The organism is Arsenicicoccus sp. UBA7492 (genome assembly GCF_002479615.1).
GTDB lineage: Bacteria > Actinomycetota > Actinomycetes > Actinomycetales > Dermatophilaceae > Arsenicicoccus > Arsenicicoccus bolidensis.
The window spans coordinates 93,204-116,076 of record NZ_DLOE01000028.1 but is presented as its reverse complement, the minus strand read 5'-3'; the positions used below and the strand labels follow the sequence as shown (position 1 = coordinate 116,076).

25 protein-coding genes and 1 pseudogene are annotated in these 22,873 nt (G+C 72.1%); 9 read left to right on the top strand and 17 right to left on the bottom strand.

Translation table 11 applies throughout. From position 1 onward, the window contains the following. Window positions 1-26: 26 nt before the first annotated feature. On the bottom strand, window positions 27-248 hold the full coding sequence (locus B4E97_RS08270; protein WP_286959472.1) for a superoxide dismutase family protein: 222 nt from the start codon (window positions 246-248) through the stop codon (window positions 27-29). A gap of 348 nt (window positions 249-596) precedes the next feature. Between B4E97_RS08270 and B4E97_RS08265 the strand changes: the two genes are divergently transcribed. Next, window positions 597-830, top strand: coding sequence for a FitA-like ribbon-helix-helix domain-containing protein (locus B4E97_RS08265; protein WP_239264970.1), 234 nt, complete (start codon window positions 597-599; stop codon window positions 828-830). A gap of 21 nt (window positions 831-851) precedes the next feature. Here B4E97_RS08265 and B4E97_RS08260 read toward each other — a convergent pair whose 3' ends face one another. Continuing rightward, window positions 852-1,829 carry a GlxA family transcriptional regulator gene (locus B4E97_RS08260; protein WP_286959471.1) on the bottom strand — a complete coding sequence of 326 codons (978 nt, stop codon included), beginning with the start codon at window positions 1,827-1,829 and terminating at the stop codon, window positions 852-854. A gap of 89 nt (window positions 1,830-1,918) precedes the next feature. Between B4E97_RS08260 and B4E97_RS08255 the strand changes: the two genes are divergently transcribed. Then, a complete protein-coding gene (locus B4E97_RS08255) occupies window positions 1,919-2,494 on the top strand; it encodes a dienelactone hydrolase family protein (RefSeq protein WP_286959469.1) in 576 nt (191 codons plus the stop codon). After that, window positions 2,434-2,793, top strand: a complete 360-nt coding sequence (locus B4E97_RS08250; RefSeq protein WP_286959468.1) for a hypothetical protein — start codon at window positions 2,434-2,436, stop codon at window positions 2,791-2,793. The genes B4E97_RS08255 and B4E97_RS08250 overlap by 61 nt, the downstream gene beginning before the upstream one ends. A gap of 101 nt (window positions 2,794-2,894) precedes the next feature. Here B4E97_RS08250 and B4E97_RS08245 read toward each other — a convergent pair whose 3' ends face one another. The 3 genes from B4E97_RS08245 to B4E97_RS08235 all read right to left on the bottom strand — a co-directional run bounded on the left by B4E97_RS08245 (window position 2,895) and on the right by B4E97_RS08235 (window position 6,114). Then, window positions 2,895-3,101, bottom strand: coding sequence for a cold-shock protein (locus B4E97_RS08245; RefSeq protein ID WP_019285853.1), 207 nt, complete (start codon window positions 3,099-3,101; stop codon window positions 2,895-2,897). Between the two features lie 199 nt (window positions 3,102-3,300). Further along, the gene (locus tag B4E97_RS08240; protein ID WP_286959467.1) at window positions 3,301-3,750 is read right to left on the bottom strand and encodes a hypothetical protein; all 450 of its coding nucleotides are present in this window, start codon (window positions 3,748-3,750) and stop codon (window positions 3,301-3,303) included. 9 nt (window positions 3,751-3,759) lie between these two features. Then, window positions 3,760-6,114: an excinuclease ABC subunit UvrA gene (locus B4E97_RS08235; RefSeq protein ID WP_286959465.1), complete on the bottom strand. Its 2,355-nt coding sequence runs from the start codon at window positions 6,112-6,114 to the stop codon at window positions 3,760-3,762. 174 nt (window positions 6,115-6,288) lie between these two features. Here B4E97_RS08235 and B4E97_RS08230 point away from each other — a divergent pair, with 174 nt between their 5' ends. Further along, window positions 6,289-6,714, top strand: a complete 426-nt coding sequence (locus tag B4E97_RS08230) for a MarR family winged helix-turn-helix transcriptional regulator (protein WP_034251664.1) — start codon at window positions 6,289-6,291, stop codon at window positions 6,712-6,714. Next, window positions 6,711-7,970 (top strand): annotated as a pseudogene (locus B4E97_RS08225) (MFS transporter); the annotation flags it as partial. The gene B4E97_RS08230 and the pseudogene B4E97_RS08225, both read left to right, overlap by 4 nt. A 30-nt stretch (window positions 7,971-8,000) precedes the next feature. Here B4E97_RS08225 and B4E97_RS08220 read toward each other — a convergent pair. Both B4E97_RS08220 and B4E97_RS08215 read right to left on the bottom strand, forming a co-directional pair. Continuing rightward, entirely contained in the window at window positions 8,001-9,278 is a 1,278-nt protein-coding gene (locus B4E97_RS08220) for a flavin-containing monooxygenase (protein ID WP_286959464.1), read from the bottom strand. Continuing rightward, the gene (locus B4E97_RS08215; RefSeq protein WP_286955966.1) at window positions 9,275-10,060 is read right to left on the bottom strand and encodes an SDR family NAD(P)-dependent oxidoreductase; all 786 of its coding nucleotides are present in this window, start codon (window positions 10,058-10,060) and stop codon (window positions 9,275-9,277) included. Before B4E97_RS08215 ends, B4E97_RS08220 begins: the two co-directional genes overlap by 4 nt. A gap of 283 nt (window positions 10,061-10,343) precedes the next feature. On the opposite strand from B4E97_RS08215, the gene B4E97_RS08210 reads away from it, so the two are divergent. Beyond that, window positions 10,344-11,204 carry an aldo/keto reductase gene (locus B4E97_RS08210; RefSeq protein WP_029210624.1) on the top strand — a complete coding sequence of 287 codons (861 nt, stop codon included), beginning with the start codon at window positions 10,344-10,346 and terminating at the stop codon, window positions 11,202-11,204. Window positions 11,205-11,325: 121 nt separating this feature from the next. Here the strand turns inward: B4E97_RS08210 and B4E97_RS08205 are convergent, their stop codons facing one another. The 3 genes from B4E97_RS08205 to B4E97_RS08195 form a co-directional block, all read right to left on the bottom strand. Beyond that, window positions 11,326-11,538 carry a hypothetical protein gene (locus B4E97_RS08205; RefSeq protein ID WP_029210625.1) on the bottom strand — a complete coding sequence of 71 codons (213 nt, stop codon included), beginning with the start codon at window positions 11,536-11,538 and terminating at the stop codon, window positions 11,326-11,328. A gap of 151 nt (window positions 11,539-11,689) precedes the next feature. Beyond that, entirely contained in the window at window positions 11,690-13,063 is a 1,374-nt protein-coding gene (locus B4E97_RS08200) for an MFS transporter (RefSeq protein ID WP_239264955.1), read from the bottom strand. Continuing rightward, window positions 13,060-14,520 carry an FAD-binding oxidoreductase gene (locus B4E97_RS08195; protein ID WP_286959461.1) on the bottom strand — a complete coding sequence of 487 codons (1,461 nt, stop codon included), beginning with the start codon at window positions 14,518-14,520 and terminating at the stop codon, window positions 13,060-13,062. Before B4E97_RS08195 ends, B4E97_RS08200 begins: the two co-directional genes overlap by 4 nt. A gap of 158 nt (window positions 14,521-14,678) precedes the next feature. Here B4E97_RS08195 and B4E97_RS08190 point away from each other — a divergent pair, with 158 nt between their 5' ends. Then, window positions 14,679-16,625, top strand: a complete 1,947-nt coding sequence (locus tag B4E97_RS08190; RefSeq protein WP_286955890.1) for a helix-turn-helix domain-containing protein — start codon at window positions 14,679-14,681, stop codon at window positions 16,623-16,625. Window positions 16,626-16,632: 7 nt separating this feature from the next. Here B4E97_RS08190 and B4E97_RS08185 read toward each other — a convergent pair whose 3' ends face one another. From B4E97_RS08185 to B4E97_RS08165, 5 genes are all read right to left on the bottom strand, one after another. Next, on the bottom strand, window positions 16,633-17,076 hold the full coding sequence (locus tag B4E97_RS08185; RefSeq protein ID WP_239264949.1) for an NUDIX hydrolase: 444 nt from the start codon (window positions 17,074-17,076) through the stop codon (window positions 16,633-16,635). A 163-nt stretch (window positions 17,077-17,239) separates the two neighbouring features. Further along, window positions 17,240-17,551: a hypothetical protein gene (locus tag B4E97_RS08180; protein ID WP_286955893.1), complete on the bottom strand. Its 312-nt coding sequence runs from the start codon at window positions 17,549-17,551 to the stop codon at window positions 17,240-17,242. 22 nt (window positions 17,552-17,573) lie between these two features. Beyond that, complete coding sequence (locus tag B4E97_RS08175) at window positions 17,574-17,978, bottom strand: single-stranded DNA-binding protein (protein WP_019285866.1); 405 nt, start codon at window positions 17,976-17,978, stop codon at window positions 17,574-17,576. A 120-nt stretch (window positions 17,979-18,098) separates the two neighbouring features. Then, a complete protein-coding gene (locus B4E97_RS08170; RefSeq protein ID WP_286955895.1) occupies window positions 18,099-18,722 on the bottom strand; it encodes a hypothetical protein in 624 nt (207 codons plus the stop codon). Continuing rightward, entirely contained in the window at window positions 18,722-19,288 is a 567-nt protein-coding gene (locus B4E97_RS08165; RefSeq protein ID WP_286955896.1) for a hypothetical protein, read from the bottom strand. Before B4E97_RS08165 ends, B4E97_RS08170 begins: the two co-directional genes overlap by 1 nt. Window positions 19,289-19,403: 115 nt before the next feature. Between B4E97_RS08165 and B4E97_RS08160 the strand changes: the two genes are divergently transcribed. Next, window positions 19,404-20,831 (top strand): MFS transporter, encoded by a 1,428-nt coding sequence (locus B4E97_RS08160; protein ID WP_286959458.1) that lies wholly within the window; start codon window positions 19,404-19,406, stop codon window positions 20,829-20,831. A gap of 122 nt (window positions 20,832-20,953) precedes the next feature. Beyond that, entirely contained in the window at window positions 20,954-21,313 is a 360-nt protein-coding gene (locus B4E97_RS08155; RefSeq protein WP_019285870.1) for an RNA polymerase-binding protein RbpA, read from the top strand. 173 nt (window positions 21,314-21,486) lie between these two features. Here B4E97_RS08155 and B4E97_RS08150 read toward each other — a convergent pair whose 3' ends face one another. Both B4E97_RS08150 and B4E97_RS08145 read right to left on the bottom strand, forming a co-directional pair. After that, on the bottom strand, window positions 21,487-22,077 hold the full coding sequence (locus B4E97_RS08150) for an FxsA family protein (RefSeq protein WP_286955900.1): 591 nt from the start codon (window positions 22,075-22,077) through the stop codon (window positions 21,487-21,489). Then, on the bottom strand, window positions 22,074-22,838 hold the full coding sequence (locus tag B4E97_RS08145; RefSeq protein WP_029210636.1) for a polyprenol monophosphomannose synthase: 765 nt from the start codon (window positions 22,836-22,838) through the stop codon (window positions 22,074-22,076). Before B4E97_RS08145 ends, B4E97_RS08150 begins: the two co-directional genes overlap by 4 nt. Between the last annotated feature and the right edge of the window lie 35 nt (window positions 22,839-22,873).

The window sequence follows — 22,873 nt, the reverse complement described above, 5'->3', positions numbered from 1 at the left end:
GGAGACGGCGAGGCCTGCCCCCGCGCTCAGCGTCGACGCACGACCCCGCAGGCCTGGCGGGTGCCGGCGTCACCGGTCGACCGGGTGGCCTGGTCCGGACCGTTCGGCGCGTAGCGCGTCGGGATGTTGGCGTAGTTGTCGGGGCTGGAGTGGACGATGAAGGCCGAGCCGTCCTGGTCCAGCAGCCACGCGGCCGTGTGACCAGCACCGCCACCACCGACACCACGAGGTATGCCGCCAGCGTCCACCAGGTCGAGCCACCGACCACCATGCCCGAGGCCACCGCCAGCACGAGACCGATGGCAGAGATCAGGTAGGCACGCACCCGCTCCCCCACCGGACGCCCGCCCCCGAACAGGACGACGTAGCTGCCCAGCGCCACCAGGAGTCCCTCGACCGGCCGTCCGATCGCGCTGCGACGACCAGGCCCGCCCAGGCAGGTGCGACGAGCAGCGCCGTGCTGCGCCGCCTCATCGCCGCGGGCCGGAAGGTCAGCAGCGTCTGCCAGGCACCGGGCCTGTGGCCGTTCCTCATGCCGGGATCGTCTCAAGAAGCTAGCGACATCGTCAGCCCCATCACACGTGGGAGGTGGGCCCATGGAATCAATCGTCATACGCGGTCTTGACCAATCAGTGCAGGAGCAGCTCGCTGCCCAGGCCGCGGAGCATGGACGCTCCCTGGAGGCCGAGATCCGCGACATCGTGACCACAGCGGTACGCAGACCCAACATCGCGCTCGCGCTCCTGCAGGCGGCTCGGGCTGCAGGAGGCGTCGACGACCTGCCGATCCCGGAGCGCACCGACCTCGCGCAGGCGGTGGACTTCGCGTGATCGTGCTCGGCCCGAATCCGCTCAGCTAGAGGTGGCTCGGCCGAAGGCCGCGCGGTAGTCGCGGGGGCGCAGCCCGGTGCTGCGGGCGAACACCGAAGCGAAGCCCCCCGGGTCGCGGTAGCCCACCGTCCTGGCCACCTCCGCCACCGTGCGGTCGGTCGTCTCCAGGAGGTGGCGCGCTCGCTGCACGCGCGCCGTCTGCAGGTGCTGCAGTGGACTCTGCCCGGTCTCGGCCGCGACGCGTCGCAGCAGGGTGCGGGTGCTGACGTGCAGGGCGTCGGCCAGCCTCGCCAGGTCGTACGGCTCCGCCAGCGTCTGCTCGAGGTGGCGAATCACCCTGTCGGAGAAGGTCTCTCCTGGTCGTGGCAGCAGCGCGGTGTCGACATACGGGGCCTGCGAGGTCCTGGCCCCGTCGAGCAGGGCGATGCGGGCCGTGGCTCGGGCGACGCGCGGGCCGTCGTGCTCGGCGATCAGGCCGAGGGCGAAGTCGTACATCGCGCTGAAGGCGCCCGTGGTCGTGACCCCGGCGTCCGTCACGACCAGCTCGGCGGGCACCACGTCGGCGTCCGGGCAGCGCCGGGCGAGCTCGTCGGCGAACAACCAGGACGTCGTGGCCCGACGACCGGCCAGCACGCCGGCCTCGGCCAGCACGAAGGCACCGACGCAGATCGACACGACGGCCCGCCCGGCCGCCGCGTGCGCGGACACGACGTCGGCCTCCGGACCGAGCGTCGTGACGTGCTCCCGGAGCCCGGCGACGTCGGGCGCCTCGAAGCCCGGCACGACCAGCACGTCCACGTCCAGGTCGCCCGACACCGCGATCGGTGTCCCGCCGGAGGCCACCACCCTGCGGCGCGGCGAGACCACCGACACGGCATACCCGGCCTCGCCGCTCCCCCGCGCCACACGGCTCGCCATCGTCAGCAGGTCGGGCACGCCATACACCTCGGACGCGAAGCAGCCCGGATGCGCGAGCACCCCGATGCGCAGTGCGGCCATGGCCCCTCCTCGGCGTCGTGGCGAGATCACCCCAGCGTATGGCGATCCCGCCGCTGTCCTTGCGGTGCCCGCTCGTTCAGGCTGGAGGCATGACGACGTCGGACACTCGTGACAGCACGCCCGGCCGGGACGATCGGGACGACCCGCACGAGGACTTCGCCCGCCGGGAGGTCGCGGTGGACGGCGTCGTCAAGCGCGTCCTCGTCGCGGGTCGCGGGCCGGCGGTCGTGCTGATGCCGGAGATGCCGGGCATCAGCCCCGACGTGCTGCGGCTGGCGCGGTGGATCCGGGACGCGGGGTTCACCGTCTACGTCCCGTCGCTGTTCGGGCGGGACGGCGCCTACCCCACGGCGGAGGGCTACGAGGTGGCCCAGCGGGCCTGCGTCAGCAAGGAGTTCCGGGCGTTCGCCGGGGGTGGCACGAGCCCGGTGACCGTCTGGCTGCGGGGCCTGGCCCGGGTCGCGCACGCCGAGTGCGGCGGACCGGGTGTCGGGGCGGTGGGCCTGTGCTTCACCGGGAACTTCGCCCTCACCATGACCCTAGAGCCGGCGGTGGTCGCGCCGGTGGTCAACCACCCGTCCCTGCCGCTGGACGACCCCGGCGGGTGGAGCTGGACGAGGCGGACCAGGCCGCTGTCCGCGAGCGGGTGGACCGGGACGGACTGACCGTCCTGGCCTACCGCTTCGACGACGACCGGTGGTGCACCGGACAGCGGTTCGCGGCCTACCGCCGGCTGCTGGGGGACGCCTTCGACGGGCGCGTGCTGCCTGGCGCCGCCGCCAACCCTGCTCCCCCACCGTTCTTCGAGCACGTGGTGCAGACGCCCCACAGCGTGGTCACCGCCCACCTCGTCGACGAGGCCGGCCACCCCACGGTGGTCGCGCGGGACGAGATCCTCGCGTTCCTGAGCGACCGGCTGCGCGTGGGTATGCCGCAACCGCCCGCCGAGGCGGGGAGCCGCTGAGCCGCCGGGCATCGGCGTACGACGTCCGGGCAGCAAGAGGCCCCCGACACCAGTGGTGGCGGGGGCCTCTCGTCAGGCTGGTGAGCCTAGGTGCGTGGTGATCAGCCGATCACGGTGATGTTCGACGCCTGCAGACCCTTGGGGCCCTGCTCGGTGTCGAACTCGACCTTGGCGCCCTCGTCGAGCGAGCGGTAGCCGGTCGAGTTGATCGCGGAGAAGTGCGCGAAGACGTCAGCAGAGCCGTCCTCGGGGGCGATGAAGCCGAAGCCCTTCTCGCCGTTGAACCACTTCACGGTGCCAGTTGCCATGTCAGAACCTCTTTCTGAGGGCGGTCACCCGGACCTCGGGGACGCGCGATGTCGATGATGCTTGTCACGGACAGGCTCAGAAATACGGTTCGATCCCGTGTGGATCAGCACCGCCTTGCTGTGCACATCAACTTCAACAACGCGGCCAGCCTAACCCACTCGGGCGCCGTGGACGAATGCAACCGCCCGACGGGCGGGGTCAGTCGACCGAGGTGATGGTCTGGTCCTGCCCGCCGAAGGTGAAGGTGTCGCCGGCCCGCAACCCGTGGATCAGGTCATAGATCGGGGCGTCGGTCGCCATGCCCTCGTAGGTGATCCCGCCGGACTCGAAGGCGTCCGTGGGCACACCGATGACGTAGTGCTGCCCGTCCAGCTCGACGATCGCGCCCGGCCCCACGACGTCGCGCTCGGACACGTCCAGGGACCGGGCCTCCTTGAGGTCGAGCCGCTCCTGGGCGTCCGCCCGGCCGAAGATGTCGTGCAGGTCGCCCGCCTCGTCCCGCTGGGAGTCGTCGTCGACCCGTCGCTCGTCGGGCGCACCCGCACCGGCGGCCGCCTGCTGCGCCGTGCTCGAGGTGCCGGCGGCAAGACGCGTCCGGAGGTAGGCGATGAGGTCGTCCTTGACCTGCTGCTTGCTGCGGCTGTCCATGGATCAAGCCTAGGCGCCGACGTACTCGGCCAGGTGCTTGCCGGTCAGCGTGTCCCGCCGGCGCACGAGCTCGGCGGGCGTGCCCTCGAAGACGACGCGTCCGCCGTCGTGCCCCGCGCCCGGACCCAGGTCGATGATCCAGTCCGCGTGGGCCATGACGGCCTGGTGGTGCTCGATGACGACCACCGACTTGCCACCGTCGACCAGCCGGTCGAGCAGGCCGAGGAGGTTCTCGACGTCGGCCAGGTGCAGGCCGGTGGTCGGCTCGTCGAGCACGTAGGTCGTGCCCTTGTCCCCCATCTGCGAGGCGAGCTTGAGTCGCTGCCGCTCGCCGCCGGACAGGGTGGTGAGCGGCTGACCGATCGTCAGGTAGCCGAGGCCCACGTCCTCGAGCCGCTGCAGGATCGTGTGCGCGGCCGGGATCCGGGCGTCCCCCTCGGCGAAGAACGCGCACGCCTCGGCCACCGACATCGCCATGACCTCGGCGATGTCCTTGCCGCCGAGGTGGTACTCCAACACCTCGGGCTGGAAGCCCTTGGCCTCGCACACCTCGCAGGGCGTCGACACGGTGTCCATGAAGCCGAGCTCGGTGTAGACCACGCCCGCCCCCTTGCAGCTCGGGCAGGCGCCCTCCGAGTTCGCCGAGAAGAGAGCGGGCTTGACGCCGTTCGTCTTGGCGAAGGCCTTGCGGACGGGCTCCAGCAGACCGGTGTAGGTCGCCGGGTTGGACCGCCTCGAGCCCTTGATGGCGATCTGGTCGATGACGACGACCTCGTCGCCGCGCAGCGACCCGTGAATCAGCGACGACTTGCCCGAGCCGGCGACCCCGGTCACCACGCACAGCACGCCGAGGGGGACGTCGACGTCGACGTCCTGCAGGTTGTGGGTCGAGGCACCTCGGATCGGGAAGGTCGACGACGACTCCCGCACGGTCTCCTTGAGCCGTGCCCGGTCGTCCAGGTGGCGTCCGGTCAGCGTGCCGCTGCGCCGCAGCCCGGCGACGGTGCCCTCGAAGCACACCTCGCCTCCTGCGGCTCCGGCGCCCGGGCCCAGGTCGACGACGTGGTCCGCGATCGCGATCATCTCGGGCTTGTGCTCCACGACGAGCACGGTGTTGCCCTTGTCGCGCAGCCGCACCAGCAGCTCGTTCATCCGCTGGATGTCGTGCGGGTGCAGGCCGATCGACGGCTCGTCGAAGACATAGGTGACGTCGGTCAGCGACGACCCGAGGTGGCGGATCATCTTGGTGCGCTGGGCCTCTCCCCCGCTCAGCGTCCCGGCGGGCCGGTCCAGCGACAGGTAGCCCAGCCCGATCTCGACGAACGAGTCGAGCAGGTGCAGCAGCCCCGTGAGGAGCGGCGCCGCCTGGGGGTGCTTCAGCCCGCGCACCCAGGCCGCGAGGTCGGTGATCTGCATGGCGCAGCACTCGGCGATGTTGACGCCGTCGATGCGCGAGTCGAGCGCGTGCTGCGCCAGGCGGGTGCCGTCGCAGGCGGGGCAGTCCTGGAAGACGACCGCCCGGTCGACGAAGGCCCGGATGTGCGGCTGCATGGCCTCGCGGTCCTTGGACAGCATGGACTTCTGGATGCGCGGGATGATGCCCTCGTAGGTCAGGTTGATGCCCTCGACCTTGATCTTGGTCGGCTCCTTGTGGAGCAGGTCCTGCAGCTCCTTCTGGGTGAACCGCGCGATCGGCTTGTCCATGTCGAAGCCGAAGCCCGAGAAGATCCGGCCGTACCACCCGTCCATGCTGTAGCCCGGGACCAGGATCGCCCCGTCGGCGAGGGAGCGGGTCTCGTCATACACCGCTGTCAGGTCGAAGTCCGAGACCTTGCCGGTCCCCTCGCACTCGGGGCACATGCCGCCGGTGATCGAGAAGGTGCGCTTCTCCTTGGTGCCCTTCTTGGCGCCGGTCTGGATGGTGACCGCGCCGGCCCCGGACACCGAGGGGATGTTGAACGCGTACGCCTGCGGCGAGCCGACGTGCGGGGTCCCCAACCGGGAGAACAGAACTCGCAGCAGGGCGTTGGCGTCCGTCGCGGTGCCGACGGTCGAGCGGATGTTGGCGCCCATGCGCTCCTGGTCGACGAGGATCGCCGTCGTCAGGCCCTCGAGGTGGTCCACGTCCGGGCGCGCGAGGGAGGGCATGAAGCCCTGCAGGAAGGCGCTGTAGGTCTCGTTGATCATGCGCTGCGACTCGGCCGCGATGGTCGCGAAGACCAACGAGCTCTTGCCCGACCCGGACACCCCGGTGAAGACGGTCAGCCGGCGCTTCGGCAGCTCGACGCTGATGTCCTTGAGGTTGTTCTCCCGCGCGCCGTGCACGCGGATCAGGTCGTGGTGGTCGGCGCTGTGCTGCGTCATCGGGTCTCCGTCCGTCGGACCTGTGGGCTCAGGTCGCACGCGCCATTGTGGCGCCTCGCCCAGTCGAGAGCACCCAGCTGGCGGGTCCTCTCGGTGCGGCGCTCCAGCCCGGTCCCCCACCTGGCCGTATGACGTCTCCGCCGTCATCGGTGGTTGTAGGTATACAATGGTTGCATGAATACAACTAAGACGGTCACGACGGCCGAGGTCTGGACCCTGCTGGCGGCGGTGTTCACCGACCATCGGCACCTCTGGCAGCCGCTGGTCGTCGAGCGGATGGGGCTTCCCTTCAGCCGGTTCCGCGCCCTGCGGCGGATCGAGCGCCGGCCCATGAGCGGTGCCGGCCTGGCGGCCGAGCTGGGGGTCGACGCACCCGCGGCCAGCCTGATCGTGAGCGACCTCGCCGACCGGGGCCTGGTCCGCAAGGAGCCCGACGAGTCGGACGGCCGGCGCAAGATCGTGACGGTCACGCCGCAAGGACGCGCGCTCATGGACGACATCCGGGCCCTGCCCGGCCCCGTCCCCGGCCTGGAGGCCCTGTCCCCGACCGAGCTGTCCACGCTGCACACCCTGCTCGCGAAGGTGCAGGGACACCGGTGAGCGCGCCGGCCGCCACGGCCCGCCGCTCCCGTCAGGACTCCTCCAGCCGATGGCTCGTCCTGGCCATCTGCTGCCTGAGCATCTTCGTCGTCGGGCTCGACATCTCCGCGCTCAACCTCGCCCTGCCGTCGATCCAGCGCGACCTGCACGTCTCCGACTCCCACCTGCAGTGGATCCTCGACTCCTACACGGTCGTGCTGGCCAGCCTGCTCATGCTGTCGGGATCGATCGCCGACCGCGTGGGCCGCCGACGCGTCTTCCAGACCGGCCTCGTGACCTTCGGCATCGGGTCGGCCTGGTGCGCCTTCGCCACCTCGGGGGACATGCTGATCGCGTCCCGCGTCCTCCAGGCGGTCGGGGGCTCGATGATGAACCCCGTCGCGATGTCGATCATCACCACCACCTTCACCGATGCGCGCGAGCGCGCCCAGGCCATCGGGTTCTGGGGCGGCACGATCGGTCTGTCGATGGCACTCGGGCCCGTCGTCGGCGGCGTGCTCGTCCAGACCCTGGGGTGGGAGGCGGTCTTCTGGATGAACGTCCCGGTCACCCTGACCGCGTTCGTCCTGGCTGCGCGCTACGTGCCCGAGTCGCGCTCCCCACGGCCACGTCGCCTCGACCCGGTCGGGCAGCTGCTCGTCATGATCGTCCTGGCCACGGTGACCTTCGCCCTGATCGAGGGTCGCGAGGCGGGGTGGACCTCGATCGTGGTGCTGGCCTGCCTGGCCGCGGCGGCCGGGTCGCTGATGGCCCTGGTGGTGGTCGAGCTGCACCTGCCCGAGCCGCTGATCGACCCGAGGTTCTTCCTCAGCATCCCCTTCAGCGGCGCCGTCCTGTCCGCCGTCGTCGGGTTCGCCGCGCAGTCCGGGTTTCTGCTGGTCAACACGTTGTACCTCCAGGCCGAGCGTGGCCTGTCACCCCTGCACGCCGGGCTGATGACCTTGCCCATGGCCCTGGCCACCGGGTTCTTGTCGCCGGTGTCGGGGCGGATGGTCGGTGCGCGGGGGCCTCGGGCGCCGATGGTGCTGGCCGGGATCGGGATCGCCGGATCGGCGGCGGTGCTCGGATCCCTGACGGCGACCACCGACACGCTCGTCCTGCTCGCCGCCTACGCGTTGTTCGGCCGCGGGTTCGGTCTGCTCAACGCCCCCATCACCAACGCCGCCGTCACAGGGATGCCCCGGCACCAGGCGGGTGTCGCGTCCGCCGTGGCGTCGACCTCGCGCCAGGTGGGCACGGCCCTCGGGGTCGCGCTCTTCGGGACGCTGACCTTCTCCGCGCTGGGCTCAGGGACGAGCAGCCTCGCGATCGCCTCGCACACGGCTTGGCACGTGATGCTGGCGTGCGGCATCGCCCTGGTCGTCGTGGCCCTGCTCGTCACCACGGACGCGGCCAGGCGCAGCAGCGACCGGGTCAGCGCGCTGCTGGGCTCCTCGTGACCCGCGCGCCGCGCGCCGGTCTGGCCGGATGGCGCGGGCGATGCGGGTGGCGTCGATCCGCAGCTCGCGGAACATCCCCGAGATGGGGTTGGTGAAGCCGGTGAAGTACAGCCCCGGGAGCGCGGGCTCCGCGCCGTGCGAGCGCGGGAGCCCCCGGGCGTCCAGGACGCCGAGGTCACCGACGAGGGGCTCGAGGTTCTGGCGGTAGCCGGCTGCCACGACCACCGCGTCGGGGCGCAGCCGCGAGCCGTCGGTCAGCACGACCTCGTCGCCCTCGAAGCGCGCCGGGCTCTTCACGGGGACCACCGATCCGCTCTGGATCGAGCCGACGATCCCGACGTCCTGGACGGGGATGGTCCCGGCGAGGACCTTGGAGTAGAGGCCGCCCGACGGGCGCGGCAGGCCGTGGGCGGACAGGTCGGGCGTCTCCAGCCGCAGCATGCGGTCCTGGAGCAGGTCCACCACGCGAACCGGCAGGTGCCGCACCATGATCCCAAGCAGGTTGGCGGTCATGGGGCCGCGGTCGCGCACCAGGATGTAGGGCGGGGTGCGGACGCCGATCCACACCGGACCGGCTCCGTGCTCGACCAGGTCGGTGGCGATCTCCGCGCCGGTGTTGCCGATCCCCACGACGAGCACGCTTCTGCCGCGCCAGGGTTCGCCGTTGCGGTAGGCGGACGCGTGGATGATCTCGCCCGTGAACGACTCCGTCCCCGGCCAGGTGGGCATGGCGGGCGTGTTGTTGTATCCCGTTGCCACGACGACGTTCTCGGCATCCAACCTCCCGCCGTCCGCCGTCGTGACGGTCCAACCGCCGTGCTGCTGAGCGAGATCGGTCACCTCGACGCCGGTGCGGACGTCGAGGCGGTGGTGGGCGGCATACAGCTCGAGGTAGCGCACGACGTCGTCGCGCGACACCCACCGGCCGAACCTGCGCGGGAACGGATAGCCCGGCAGGCCGGACAGCTCGCGCGGGGTGTGCAGGTGCAGCCGGTCGTAGTGACCGCGCCACGAGCTCCCCACTGCTGCAGCCTTGTCCACCACGGTCACGGTCTCGCCGCGCTGCTGCAGGGCCGCCGCGACCGCCAGCCCGCCGGGGCCCGCGCCGATGACGACGGTGCTCATCGCTCCCCCTCGTGGGTGATCCGGTCCTGGCGCTCGCAGGCCTGCCGCGAGCCGCGGTCGGTCAGGCCGGGCAGGAACCGGTCCGAGCGCCACAGCGCCTGGGCGAGCAGACCGACCGGTATGACGGTGCTCCCGGCCTCCACGCCGCGGATCGCCCTGCGCGCCACCGTCTCCGGCGTGGTGAGCCGCGGCTGCAGGGTCCTGGCGTAGCGGCGGAAGTCGCCCGCGTGCGTCGTGGCGTCGTAGGGCTCGTCCAGCAGCTTGGTGTCGACGAACGCCGGGCAGAAGACGTGCACCCCGATCCCCTGGGCGGCCACCTCGAGGGCGAGCCCGCGGGAGAACGCCACGACGGCCTGCTTGCTCACGGTGTAGGGCAGCATCCGCGGCGAGACCATCAGCCCTGCAAGGGAACCCGTGTTGATGATGGTGCCGCTCCCCTGCTCGCGCATCACCGCCAGCGCGGCGCGGGAGCCGTTGACCACGCCGAGCAGGTTGACGTCCAGGGCGCGACGCCAGTGGTGGTCGTCGAACTCCTCGAACGGGCCGTTGACGAGGATGCCGGCGTTGTTGACCATCGCGTCGAGGCGACCCTCCGTCGCCACGACCTCGCGGACCAGGTCGTCCATGGCGGCGGCGTCGGCCACGTCGACGCCCCGCGCCGTCACGGTGAGCCCGTCCGCCCTGAGCTCCGCGGCGGTGCGCTCCGCTGCAGCGGCGTCGATGTCGGCGATCACCACCCGCGAACCTCGTCGCCCGATCTCGACCGCGAGCGCCCGACCGATGCCGGCGGCTCACCCGGTGACCAGGCTGACCCTGGGTGCGAACGGCGTCCTTGCCATCGTGTGCCTCTCGTCGGGCCGCGTCGCGGCGCTGCAGGTGGGCACACCCTACTGGCTGGTAACAATGCGTGCGAGGGGCCCTCCACCGATCGGCGCAGTCCGTGCGCGCAGCGGGGCATCGGCAGTACCCCCCTCGGGCGAGCCTCCCGCGGCATACGACCCTGCGGTTGGATGGAGCATGCGGCGCCGGACCGGGTGCCGCCCCCGTTGCGAGAGAAGGCCACCCATGTCCCCCCAGGTTCCCAACGTCACGCTGGACAACGGTGTCGAGATGCCGATCCTCGGGTTCGGCGTCTACCAGATCCCCCCGGAGGAGACCGAGCAGGCCGTCTCGGACGCCCTCGCGGCGGGCTATCGCCACGTCGACACCGCTGCGGCCTACGGCAACGAGGCGGCCGTCGGGCGGGCGATCGCCGCCAGCGGGATCCCCCGCGACGAGCTCTTCGTCACCACCAAGCTGTGGATCCAGGACGCCGGCGACCAGGCCGCCCGCACGGCCTTCGAGCGCTCCCTGGAGCAGCTCGGGCTGGACCGGCTCGACCTCTACCTCATCCACCAGCCGTACGGCGACTACTACGGCTCCTGGCGCGCGATGCAGACGCTGCTGGGCGAGGGCGCGGTGCGTGCGATCGGCGTCTCCAACTTCCACCCCGACCGGCTCGTCGACCTGGTCGAGCACAACGAGGTCGTGCCCGCCGTCAACCAGATCGAGACGCACCCCTTCCACCAGCGCCGGGCCGACCAGGACCTCATGCGCGAGCTCGGCGTCCAGCACGAGTCCTGGGGCGGCTTCGCCGAGGGGAGGAACGACCTGTTCACCAACCCGGTGCTGAGCGAGATCGGCGAGGCGCACGACAAGTCCGTCGCGCAGGTCGTGCTGCGCTGGCTGGTGCAGCGGGACGTCGTGGTGATCCCCAAGTCCGTGCGCGCCGAGCGGATGGCGCAGAACATCGACGTCTTCGACTTCACCCTCACCGACGACGAGATGGCCCGCATCGCCGGCCTGGACACGGGCGAGTCGCTGTTCTTCGACCACCGCGACCCCGGCATGACCAAGACGCTGGGCGGGGTCCGCATCCACGACTGAGCGGTCACGCCCGTCAGACGGCGTGGGCCTGCCCGTCAGACGACGTCCCAGGCCAAGAACCGGGTCGCCCTCGTCGTGCTCGCCCACGAGGCTCACCTGGTCTGACGGCCGGTCTGTCCCGTCAGATGCGCTGGGCGCCACCGCCCAGCATGGCTCCGGTGGCCACTCCCTCGACGGCGGGGTTGCGACCCCTGGCCTTCTCGTGAGGGACGTAGTCGTCGTCCGGCCAGGGCTCACGCTGGTCGTGCCCGGCCTGGGCCAGCCGCTCGGAGAAGGGCAGGTCCGCCCGCCTCACGGTCTCGGGCTCGTGCTGGTCGCGCCTCATCGGTGCCACCCACTCTCGTCCGCGCACCCACGCGACGGCGCGTCGGCGCTGATCCGTCCAGCGTACGCGGCTCCCCTGGACGCCGGACGCGCCCGCGACCAGCCGGGCGGGCTGATCGCGGGCGCGTCGCGTCGCTGCGGTGAGTTGGCGCGGTGCCGCGTCAGGCCGTGGTGCTCCCGGACCGCTCGGAGACTGGGGCGTCGTCCTCGGCGCGCCGGGGCGCGTGACCCAGGCTCAGGGTGATCACGGCGGCACCGACCAGGAGGGCCCCGACCATCCACAGGGCGGGCTTGGCGCTGCCCGTCAGGTCGATGCTGAACCCCGTGACGAAGGGTGCGGCGAAGCCCGAGATGTTGCCGAGCGAGTTGATCAGCGCGATGCCGGCGGCGGCACCCGCGCCGGTGAGGAAGGCGCTGGGCAGCGACCAGAAGACGGGCAGGGCCGCGCAGACCCCGATGGCGGTGAAGGTGATGGCGACCATGACGGCGAGCGGCGACTGCTGGTAGAGCGCGACCGGGATCGAGACGCCGGCGACGACCGCCGGCACCGCGACGTGCCAGCGCCGCTCCCCCGTCTTGTCGGAGTGGTGACCGTTGGCCACCATGGCCACGGCGCCGAACAGGAACGGGACGGCGACGATCATGCCGGTCTCGACGAGGGAGAACTTCGTGCCGAACTGCTTGGCGAAGCCCGCGACGATCGTGGGGAGGAAGAAGCTGAGCGCGTAGAGCCCGTAGCAGACACCGAAGTAGACGAACGACAGCGCCAGGACGCGACCGCTCGTCAGCGCCTTGCGCACGGACCAGCCGTGGGCGCGCTCGGTCTCGCCCTGCTCGTGCGCCATGCGCTCCGTCAGCCAGGTGCGCTCCTCGGCGGAAAGCCACGTCGCGTCGTCGGGACGGTCGGTGAGGTAGAACCACGCGATGACGCCCAGGATGACGGCCGGGACGGCCTCGACGAGGAACATCGCCCGCCATCCCTCGAGCCCGAAGAAGCCGTGCAGGTTCTGCATGAGCAGGCCCGACAGGGTGGCCCCGAGGGCGGAGGACAGCGGGATCGCGACCAGGAACATCCCGGTGATCCTCGCGCGGTCGCGGGCGGGGAACCAGTAGGTGAGGTAGAGGATCATGCCCGGGAAGAACCCGGCCTCGGCGATGCCGAGCAGGATGCGCAGGCCGTAGAGCCACTGGTGGTTGGGGACGAAGGCCATCGCCGCGGCGACGATGCCCCACGAGACGAGGATGCGCGCGATCCACCGCCTCGCGCCGAACCTGTGCATGGCCAGGTTGCTGGGCACCTCGAAGACCAGGTAGCCGATGAAGAAGAGCCCGGAGGCCAGGCCGAACATCGTCTCCGTGAGGGCGAGGTCCTTGGCCATCGTCAGCTTGGCGAAGCCGATGTTGGTGCGGTCCAGGTAGTTCACGAAGTACATGAGCGCCATGAAGGGCACCAGCCGACGGGCGACCTTGGCCACGACGCGACGCTGCAGCGCGTCGTCCGTCGCCGGGGTCGCGCGGTGCGCGGTCGAGCTCATCGGGGGTCCTCCAGGGAGTCGTCGTTCAGGGCAGGGTTCGGTGCAGGGTTCGGTGCAGGGGTCGGTGCAGCGCTTCGCTCGGCCGGCACGTCGGGCAGGGCCTTGCCGGGATTGAGGATGTCGTGGGGGTCCAGGGCGCGCTTGACGGCGTGCTGCATGGCGGCGACGACCGGCGAGACCTCGCGGGTGAGCCCGGGGCGCTTGAGCAGGCCGACGCCGTGCTCGCCCGTGACCGTGCCGCCGAGGTCGAGGGCGTCGCCGATGATGTCCTCGAAGGCCGCCTGCGCAGCCGAGGTGGCCGCGGGGTCGTCGGCCGGGACGATGAGCAGAGGGTGCAGGTTGCCGTCACCGGCGTGCGCGATGTTGGCGATGAGCACGCCGTGCCGCTCCCCCGTCGCGACGATGCGGTCCAGCATCTCGGGCACGGCACCCATCGGGACGCACACGTCCTCGGTGAGCACCGGGCCGAGGCGCTCCAGGGCTGGGTAGGCGAGCCGTCGGGCGGCGAACAGCGCCTCCGCCTCGTCGTCGTCGGTGGACAGGGCCGCGAAGGTCGCGCCGGCTCCCTCCATCGCCGCCAGGATCGTCGCGGACTCGTGGTCGCCCGTGGCGCCGGCGGAGTCGACGCGAGCCAGCAGCAGGGCGCCCGCGTCGACCGCGAGGCCCATGTTCTTCCACCGGTCCACGGCCTCCAGGCAGTGCCGGTCCACCAGCTCGAGGGCCGAGGGTATGACGCCGCTCGCGCCGATCGCCGCCACGGCGCGGCCGGCCGCCGAGACGTCCTCGAACTGGCCGGCGATGGTGCGCTCGGCGGGACGGGACGGACGCAATCGCAGGGTGATCTCGGTGATGATGCCGAGCGTCCCCTCGGAGCCGACCATGAGGCTGCACAGGTCCAGGCCGGCGACCCCCTTGGCGGTGCGGCGCCCGAGCCGGACGACCTCGCCCGTGCCGGTCACCACCTCGAGCCCGAGCACGTAGTCGCCCGTCACGCCGTACTTGACGCAGCACACGCCCCCGGCGTTGGTGGCGACGTTGCCCCCGATCGTCGACCACGGGGAGCTGGCCGGGTCCGGTGGGTACCACAGGCCGTGGCGCGCCGCCTCGGCCCGTAGGTCGTCGTTGACCACGCCGGGCTCGACGACGGCGAGGCGCTCGCGCTGGTCGATCTCACGGATCGCGGTCATGGCCTCGAAGGACACGACCACCGATCCGGCCGTGGCGTTGGCCCCGCCCGACAGACCGGTCCCGGCTCCTCGCGGCACCACCGGCACCGCGTGGTCGCGGCACCAGCGGACCAGCGTGGCGACCTCGTCGGTGCTCCGGGGCCGCACGACGGCCAGCGGAGGCGCTGACGGCGCCCACTCCGCGTCGTCGTGGGCGTAGGACACGAGCCGCGAGGGGTCGGTGATCACCCGATCGGCGGGCAGCAGGTCCAGCAGGGTGGCGATGGTCATGGGTCTCCGGTGGGCCGACGTCGTTGTCGCCGCGGGATCCGCGACGGGGTACCCGGGCAAAACTAGGCTGCTGCAGGCATGACCACGAGGGGTGAACCCTCCACATTCCGCAACGGTAGGTGTGGGGAACGCCCACAGCGGTGTGGGATCGTTGCCCCGTGCGACCCACCTGGCTGACCCTCGTGCTCGACGACGCGGACGACGACCGGCTCGCCGCCCACCTGGCGTCCTGCCTCTCGGAGGCCGCTCCGGGCACGGAGCCCCTGGCCCATCGTGAGGCCGAGCGCGCCCGCAGGCTGCGGGATCTCGTGCGGCAGGGCCGGCGGCGCACCGCCGAGCTCGGGGTCGTCAACGACCTCTCGCAGCAGCTGGCCCGGCTGCACGACCCCACGGAGGTCCTGCGCGAGGTCGCCCGTCGCGCCAGGCTGCAGCTCGGCGCCGACGTGGCCTACCTCATGCTCCCCGACACGGACGGCACCCTGCCCATCCAGTACGTCGATGGGGCCCTGGGCCACGGCTTGCGGCGGACCCGTCTGAGGCCGGGCGAGGGCATCGGTGGTCGCGTGTTCGAGACCGGCCAGGCGTTCTGGAGCGGGGACTACCTCACCGACGAGACGCTCCGGCACGCGACCGGGGTCGACGAGGTGGCCGCCCAGGAGCGGCTCGGCGGCATCCTCGGGGTCCCGCTGCGCACGGGCGAGGAGGTGACCGGGGTGCTGCTCGTGGCCGAGCACCGTCCTCGCGCGTTCACCGACGCCGAGGTCGTGCGGCTCAGCGCGCTCGCCGCCCCGGCCGCCATCGCCATCCGCAACGCCCAGCTCATCACCCAGCGCGAGGCGGCGCTGCGCTCCCAGCAGGAGGCGGCGGCCCTGCACGACGACCTGACCGGCATCGTCGCCAACCGTGGCGGCCTGCCCGAGGTGGCGGCCGCGCTGGCTCGGGCCCTCGGGGCGGGTGTCGTCATCACCACCACCTCCGGGCACGTGGTGGCGAGCAGCGACCCGGGTCTCCGCCCGCCTCGTGCCGACCGGGTCGGGGGGTCGACGGCGGGGTTCTCGACGGGGTTCTCGACGGGGTCCTCGACGGGGTCCTCGTCTGGGTCCTCGTCTGGGTCCACGACAGGGTCCACGACGGCGCCCTCGGCCGGGGCGGGCTGGCACTGGGTGCCGGTCCGGGCGGGCGGCGTCGACCACGGCCGGCTGTGGGTATGCCGCGCGCAGAGCCTGACGCCGGCGGACGTCCGCAGCACCGAGCGAGCTGCCCTCGTGATCGCCCTGTCCATGGCGACCGAGCGCGAGCTGGCCGAGCAGAGCCGCCGGGGCGGGGCCGAGCTGGCGGCGGCGCTGTTCGTCGACTCCCCCGATCCGCAACGGGTCCGTCGCCGGGCCGAGGCCGTCGGCCTGGACCTGGGGCGCGTGGCGACCGTCGTCGTCGTGGGCGCCGGCGGGCCGGGCGCGGAACGGGTGCTCGCGAGGATGCCGAGGGCGTGGTCGGGCGAGGTGGGCGAGAACACCGTGGCCCTGCTCGACCAGACGGCTGACGAGGTCAGGGACGTCCTCGGACCCGCGGTCGCCCATCACGTGGTCGTCGCCGCCGTCCCGGGCGCGCACGGTAGCGCGGCCATACCTCGCCTGGAGCGTGCTCCGACCAGCGCGGGCGCGAACGGATCGGCGGCCGCCGGAGTGACGGCCGTCGCCGCGGCCTGGCGCCGGGCGGACCGGGGCCTCGGCGTCCTCACGACGCTGGGCAGGCCACCGGCGGTGGTGCGGGCCGAGGACCTCGGCGTCCTGGCGGCGGTGCTCTCGAGCGCGGCCGAGGGGGCCGGCGGGGAGCACGTGCGCTGGCAGCTGGGTCCGCTGCTGGACCGCGACGCCGCCTCCGGCAGCGACCTCGTGGGGACGCTCGGCGCCTACCTGTCGGCGGGCCGGTCGCACGCCGCGACCGCCGCCCGCCTCGGCGTGCACACCAACACGCTCTACCAGCGGCTGCACCGGATCGACGAGCTGCTCGGCGAGCGGTGGCGAGAGCCCGAGCGAGCCTTCGAGCTCAGCCTCGCCCTCGAGCTGCACAGGCTCTCGGAGCGCGTGGGCGGGCCTGCCGGGTGACCCCTCGTCAGTGACCGAGACCGTTGCTCTGCAACGGGAGTCGCACGGCCTCGGGGCCGTAGCGGACGACGGTCGCCAGGCTCGCCGGACGGATGTCGAGGTCGTAGAGGGACTCCGAGTCGAACCACCGGAACTCCATGCCGGGCACCAGTGCCTGGGAGGAGGTGCGGTTGACCTTGGCCTCGAAGGCGAGGTTGATCTCGTGATGAGCGACCCCGTCCAGCTCGAAGGCGTTCTCCACGACGGCTATCAGGTCCGCGACCTTGGCCTCGAGGCCGAGCTCCTCGAGGATGTCCTTGTGCAGGGCGTCCTTGGCCGACTCGCCCAGGGTCACCGGGCCGCCGGGCAGGAACCAGTAGTCGTGGTCCTCGAGCCGGGTCAGCAGCACGCGGGGCCCGCTGCGGATCACGGCCGAGACGACGACGTCGAACTTCTCCGGTCGGTTCGCCATGGCACGACTGTAGTCATGGGCCGAGCCGCAGGACACCCTGCACCGTCGATCACGTCAGCCGATCACGCCGGTCGAGCAGGCCGGGCCGAGGGGAACGCCGATGGGGACGCCGAGGAGACGGCCCGCGAGACGACGTCCCCGAGAGGCGAGACGAGAGCGCGGGTCAGGCCGCTCCCGGCAGCAGGAACCAGCCCACCGCCAGCAACACGGGAAGGATGAACGGGCCCAGCACGAGGAACGCGACCCGCCCCGGGGAGCGCCACCTGCGCAGCCCGTTGACCAGCACCGCACACCACCCGGCGACCGTCACCAGCAGCCACCACGGTTGCACGGCCATCCCGGAGACGGCGATCGGATAGAGCAGGGGGAGCATGACCGCGAGGAACCACACGATGGCGGCCCCCGCGGTCCAGTCGGCCCGGGTGAGAGGCCTCCCACGGTCGTGGACCGCGGCACCGTTCGTCGAGGTCTGCATGGTGCACCTCCTCGTGCTCAGCCTACGCCCGGCCGGGGCACGGGCCCCCGTGCTCCTCGCGGTGCAGGAGCGAGATCGTGGCGGCCTGCACCTCGTAGCGGGACTGCGCGCCGCCCGGTGTCCGGTAGAAGCGACGTCTCAGGGCGCCGTGGACCTCCACGTGATCCCCATCGACGAGCTCGACGGCCCGCTCCTGCACGTCGCCCGGCCAGCAGGTCACGTCGATGGTGTCCACCGTCGGGGGGCGCCGGCCCTCCTCGGCCGCCTGCGGGTCGGGCGGCCGAGGCACGACCACCCGCAGGCTCACGAGGAGGACCTCGCTCGGCAGCGCCCTGAGCTCGGGCTCTCCGCTCACCCGCCCCCGCAGCCGGACCTCGTTGCACACCGCACCCGCGCCATCCGCATCCGCCACGTCCACCTGCACCATCTCCGCTCCTGCGCTGCTGCCCGCGCCCACCGATGGCGGGGTCGAGGACCACGGTGGCAGCGGGTCGGCATACGACCAAGGACCACGACGGAGGCTGTGGACGACGACGCCGGGAACGCGTCAGCCTGTGGACGAAGGGGCGCCACAACGACGTCCCAGCCGCACGACCGCGCGCGGCTCCGCCGTCGCCGGCTCGATCGAGACAGGGACCTCGCGACCACCGTCCAGCACCACCACCAGCTCGGTGGGTCCGGTCCAGCGGGCCGAGGTCATGGTGCCGCCCGCGTACTCGCCGTTGAGGCAGGCGGCCGGCCACCAGCGCGCAGACGGCCCCCACTCGCGGTGACGGATGACGACGGTGGTCATGGGCGACACCAGGTCCCCGTCGCTGACGATGTCGGCCTCGTAGGGGTCGATCCCGGCCTGGGCTGGAGCCGGCAGGACCACCTCGTCGCGACCAGGGTTGACCCCCACGCTGAGGACCATCCCGATCAGGCCGAAGGCCGTGGCGCCCAGCGCGGCGAGCAGGATGCGGACCACGAGCCGTCGCTGCGCGTCGACCGCCACCAGCGAGACGCCCCACGCGACGAGCAGGTAGCCGGCGAGGCCGAGGACGACCGGGTGGTCGAGGAGCTCGTGCACGAGCAACGAGCTGGTGGGGTTGAGCCGCCCCCAGGCCGCGGCGAGCAGCGTCGCGACCCCCGCGGCGATCCACCACGGGGCGCGCCGGCGCCCGTCACCCATCAGTCGTCGTCGTCCTTGCGCTCGCCCCGGCGGATGAGCGAGCCCATGCCGGGCAGGCCCTGAGCCGCGTGAGCCAGGTCGGTGACCGACTCAAGGATCTGGTGCACGTCGGGAGCGATGCGGTCGATCTGCAGGAGTGCCTCCGGGAGCCGGTCGATCATGCCCACCAGGGCCAGGACCTCGTCGCGCTCGACGCTCGCCACCACCTCGGAGGCGATCGGCAGGGCCTTGTCGGCCAGCGCCGTGAGCGGCTCCACCATGGGCTGCAGCCTCGGGAGGGTCTGCTCCCCCACCGCCGTCAGCGCCTCGGCCCGGGCCACCAGCGCGGCCGCGCGCGCCGACGTCTCCGCGGCAGCGTCCGCGACCTCGTCGACGTGCGCCCGCGTGAGGGCGGCCTGGGCGAGCAGCTCCTCGGCCTGCTCCAGCAAGGCCTCCCCGCGGCCGACCATCGCCTCGACGCGGTCGATCAGGTCCAGGGCGCGGGGCCACAGGTCGGCGGCGTCGGTGACCCCGTCCTTGACGGTGACGGCGGCGGTGAGCAGGTCGTGGGGTCCGGGGATGCGCATGAGCCCATCATGCCCCGGCGCCTCGTCGAGCAGGATCGCTGTCACCGGCCCGACCGGCCAGTAGGCTCTGGCCCGGCGACCTCGACGGCGAGGTCCCCGGCCGAGGAGAGACCGCATGCCCAGCAGCACCGACCGCAGCGCCGAGGCCCCCGACCTGCCCGAGGGGACGACGGGTCGTCGCCGCAGCACCCGCCACCAGCGTGCGTGGTACTGGTACGACTGGGCGAACTCGGCCTACGTCACCACCACCGCCGCGGTGCTCATGGGCCCCTACCTGACCACCGTCGCCAACCGGGCCGCCTGCCCCGACCAGCCCGTCGGCCAGAGCTGCACCGCGCACCTGTCGGTGCTGGGCATCCCGGTCGCCCCCGGCTCGCTGTACTCCTACACCACCATGGTGACCACCGTCGTGTCGGCGCTGCTGCTCATCGTCGTGGGCGCCGTCGCCGATCGTTCCCTGCGTCCCCAGCGGCTCCTGGGCTGGTTCGCCGGCGTCGGCGCCGCGGCCGCGAGCGCCATGGTCCTCGTCCAGGGGACGGCGTGGCAGCTCGGCGTCGTGCTCATCATGGTCGCCTCGGTGTGCCTCGGGTCGTCGATGGTCGTGTATGACGGGATCCTGTGCCGCGTCGCCCCGCCCGACGACCGGGACCGCGTGTCCTCGCGCGGGTGGGCGCTCGGCTACGTCGGCGGCGGCCTGCTGCTGGCCGCGAACTTCCTGCTGCTCAACCTCGGTCCTCGGGTGGGGATCGGCACGGAGACCGCCGTGCGGATCAGCCTGCTGAGCGCCGGGCTGTGGTGGGGGCTGTTCACCGTCATACCGGTGCTGGGTCTGCGCGACCTGCCGGCCCGGCCGCTCGCCGAGGGGCTCCCGCCCGAGGCCGCTCCCGAGCGCGGCGCCGTGCGAGGGGCGTTCGCCCAGCTGCGCGACACCTTCGTCGAGCTGCGCGGCTACCCGCAGACGCTGCTGTTCCTGCTCGCCTACCTGTTCTTCAACGACGGGATCCAGACGGTCATCGGGTCCTCCAGCCTCTACGGCACGCTCGAGCTGGGCCTGTCGCAGAGCCAGGTGCTGCTGACCTTCCTCGTCGTGCAGTTCGTCGCCGTGGGTGGCGCCCTGATCTTCGGCCGGGTCGCCGGTCGGATCGGCGCCTGGCGCACGGTGCTCGGCGGGCTCGTGGTGTGGACGCTCGTCGTCGGGGTGGCCTACTTCGTCCCGTCCGGGGTCTTCACCGCGTTCCTCGCGCTCGGCATCCTCATCGGCCTGGTCATGGGAGGGACGCAGGCGCTGGCGCGGTCGCTCTACAGCCAGCTGGTGCCGCGGGGTCGCGAGTCGGAGTTCTTCAGCCTCTACCAGGCGATGGAGCGCGGGACGAGCTGGTTCGGGACGCTGCTGTTCGGCGTCGTCCACCAGCTGACCCACTCCTACCGCCTGTCGATCGTCGCCCTGGTCGCGTTCTTCGTCATCGGCGGGGTGCTCCTGTCGCGGGTCGACATGCGCGAGGGGATCCGCGCGGCGGGCAACGAGGCGCCCGCCGTCGTCTAGGATGGTGTCTTTGGGTGCCAACCACCGCGCCCGGGAACATCCCCCGGATCAGCCGACGTTGATGGGGGTATGCCGCGAGTCAGTCCCACCGGGCTCGCGGTGCCGACGAAAGGGGATCAGACATGGCCGAGCGTTCACTTCGAGGTTCGCGACTCGGGTCCTTCAGCATGGAGACCGATGACGGCGTCGTCCCCAGCGAACGCCAGCTCGTGTCCTACACCTGCCCGCAGGGCCACGTGACCGAGCTTCCGTTCTCCATCGAGGCCGAGGTGCCCGCGACGTGGGAGTGCCGCTGTGGTGAGCTGGGCCGGCTCCAGGGCGGCGACGCCCCCGAGGAGAAGCCCACCAAGCCCGCCCGCACCCACTGGGACATGCTGCTCGAGCGCCGTTCCGTCAAGGAGCTCGAGGAGCTGCTCGAGGAGCGCCTCACGCTGCTGCGTCAGTCCCGTGGCGAGAAGCCGCGGCCCAAGCGCAGCGCCTGAGCAGCGCCGGACGACATCGAGGCCCGCCTCCCGTCAGGGGAGGCGGGCCTCGTCGCATCCCCGCACCGTGTCCCGCTAGACCAAGATCGTGAGGGTCTTGTCCAACATTCTTGGACAAAACCCTCACGATCTTGGTGGTGGGTGGAGCGGGTGGGTGGAGTGCATGGGCCAGGTCAGAGGATCTCGCCCTCGATGACGTCGTCGTCCCTGCCGTCACGCCGAGGCTGCTGCTGCCGGGGCTGGCCCGCTGACGGCTGACCGGGCTGGCCCGCTGACGGCTGACCGGGCTGCCAGGTCGGCGGCGCCTGACCCGGGCCCGGGTTGCGGGGCGGCATACCGGCTCCCCACAGGACGACCCCCGGCCCGCTCGCGAGCAGCTGCCGGGTGATGACCGTCGTCAGCAGCCGCCGGGCCAGCGGCCGGGTGAAGGGCAGGACGAAGAAGAAGCCCACGACGTCGGTGAGGAAGCCGGGGGCCAGCAGCAGCGTGCCGCCGACGAGGACCAGCGCGGCGTCGGACAGCTCGCCCGCCGGCATGCGTCCGCCGGTCAGCGCACGCTGCAGGGCGGCCCAGGCGGCCCGGCCCTCGCGCTTGACGAGGTAGGCGCCGAGGGCGGACTCGACGAGCAGCAGCGCGATGGTGGGCCAGCCGCCGATGATCTTGCCGACGCCGATGATGACGGCGATCTCGGCGACGGGGACGACCAGGAGCAGGACGAAGGCGATCCACGTCCAGCGCGGGCGTCGTCGGGTCGGGGTGCTCACAACGACTCCCATCGCTCGACCTGGCGGGCGGCGAGCAGGTCGCGCACCTGCCCCTGGCGGTAGCGCAGACCCCACCGGGTGATCCGCAGCATGGACTCGCGCACGATGTCGCCGCTCATCTTGGAGTAGCCGATCTCGCGCTCGACGAAGGTGATCGGGACCTCCCGGATGGTCAGGCCGGCGTGAACGGTGCGCCACGTGAGGTCGGTCTGGAAGCAGTAGCCGAGGGACTCGACGTCCTGCAGGCCGATGCTGCGCAGGGTCGAGGCGCGGTAGGCGCGGAACCCGGCCGTCGCGTCGCGGACGGGCATGCCCAGCAGCAGCCGGATGTAGAGGTTGCCGCCGAGGCTCAGGGCCTTGCGGTGCAGCGGCCAGTTGACGATGCCGCCGCCCGGCACCCACCGGGACCCGATCACCAGGTCGACGGTGGGGTCGTCGAGGGTCGCCAGCATGGCGGGCAGGGTCTCGGGCGGGTGCGAGCCGTCGGCGTCGATCTCGACCAGCACGTCGTAGCCCTCGTCGAGCCCGCGGGCGAATCCGGCGAGGTAGGCGGCCCCGAGGCCCTCCTTGCCGGCGCGGTGCAGCACCCGCACCCGGGGGTCGGCGGACGCCAGGGCGTCGGCCACCTCGCCGGTGCCGTCGGGCGAGCTGTCGTCGAGGACGAGCAGGTCTGCCCCGGGCACGGCGCGGCGCAGGCGCTCGACGACGAGCGGGAGGTTGTCCCGCTCGTTGTAGGTCGGGATCAGGACCAGGGTGCGCATGTCGTAGTCAACCGTCCGTGGGGTCCGATGGTTCC

Excerpts from the sequence above, each read along its gene's own strand:
- B4E97_RS08265 (WP_239264970.1), top strand. The coding sequence starts at position 597 with ATGGAATCAATCGTCATACGCGGTCTTGACCAATCAGTGCAGGAGCAG.
- B4E97_RS08260 (WP_286959471.1), bottom strand. The coding sequence starts at position 1,829 with ATGGCCGCACTGCGCATCGGGGTGCTCGCGCATCCGGGCTGCTTCGCG.
- B4E97_RS08255 (WP_286959469.1), top strand. The coding sequence starts at position 1,919 with ATGACGACGTCGGACACTCGTGACAGCACGCCCGGCCGGGACGATCGG.
- B4E97_RS08245 (WP_019285853.1), bottom strand. The coding sequence starts at position 3,101 with ATGGCAACTGGCACCGTGAAGTGGTTCAACGGCGAGAAGGGCTTCGGC.
- B4E97_RS08240 (WP_286959467.1), bottom strand. The coding sequence starts at position 3,750 with ATGGACAGCCGCAGCAAGCAGCAGGTCAAGGACGACCTCATCGCCTAC.
- B4E97_RS08235 (WP_286959465.1), bottom strand. The coding sequence starts at position 6,114 with ATGACGCAGCACAGCGCCGACCACCACGACCTGATCCGCGTGCACGGC.
- B4E97_RS08230 (WP_034251664.1), top strand. The coding sequence starts at position 6,289 with ATGAATACAACTAAGACGGTCACGACGGCCGAGGTCTGGACCCTGCTG.
- B4E97_RS08220 (WP_286959464.1), bottom strand. The coding sequence starts at position 9,278 with ATGAGCACCGTCGTCATCGGCGCGGGCCCCGGCGGGCTGGCGGTCGCG.
- B4E97_RS08210 (WP_029210624.1), top strand. The coding sequence starts at position 10,344 with ATGTCCCCCCAGGTTCCCAACGTCACGCTGGACAACGGTGTCGAGATG.
- B4E97_RS08200 (WP_239264955.1), bottom strand. The coding sequence starts at position 13,063 with ATGAGCTCGACCGCGCACCGCGCGACCCCGGCGACGGACGACGCGCTG.
- B4E97_RS08195 (WP_286959461.1), bottom strand. The coding sequence starts at position 14,520 with ATGACCATCGCCACCCTGCTGGACCTGCTGCCCGCCGATCGGGTGATC.
- B4E97_RS08185 (WP_239264949.1), bottom strand. The coding sequence starts at position 17,076 with ATGGCGAACCGACCGGAGAAGTTCGACGTCGTCGTCTCGGCCGTGATC.
- B4E97_RS08180 (WP_286955893.1), bottom strand. The coding sequence starts at position 17,551 with ATGCAGACCTCGACGAACGGTGCCGCGGTCCACGACCGTGGGAGGCCT.
- B4E97_RS08175 (WP_019285866.1), bottom strand. The coding sequence starts at position 17,978 with ATGGTGCAGGTGGACGTGGCGGATGCGGATGGCGCGGGTGCGGTGTGC.
- B4E97_RS08170 (WP_286955895.1), bottom strand. The coding sequence starts at position 18,722 with ATGGGTGACGGGCGCCGGCGCGCCCCGTGGTGGATCGCCGCGGGGGTC.
- B4E97_RS08165 (WP_286955896.1), bottom strand. The coding sequence starts at position 19,288 with ATGCGCATCCCCGGACCCCACGACCTGCTCACCGCCGCCGTCACCGTC.
- B4E97_RS08160 (WP_286959458.1), top strand. The coding sequence starts at position 19,404 with ATGCCCAGCAGCACCGACCGCAGCGCCGAGGCCCCCGACCTGCCCGAG.
- B4E97_RS08155 (WP_019285870.1), top strand. The coding sequence starts at position 20,954 with ATGGCCGAGCGTTCACTTCGAGGTTCGCGACTCGGGTCCTTCAGCATG.
- B4E97_RS08145 (WP_029210636.1), bottom strand. The coding sequence starts at position 22,838 with ATGCGCACCCTGGTCCTGATCCCGACCTACAACGAGCGGGACAACCTC.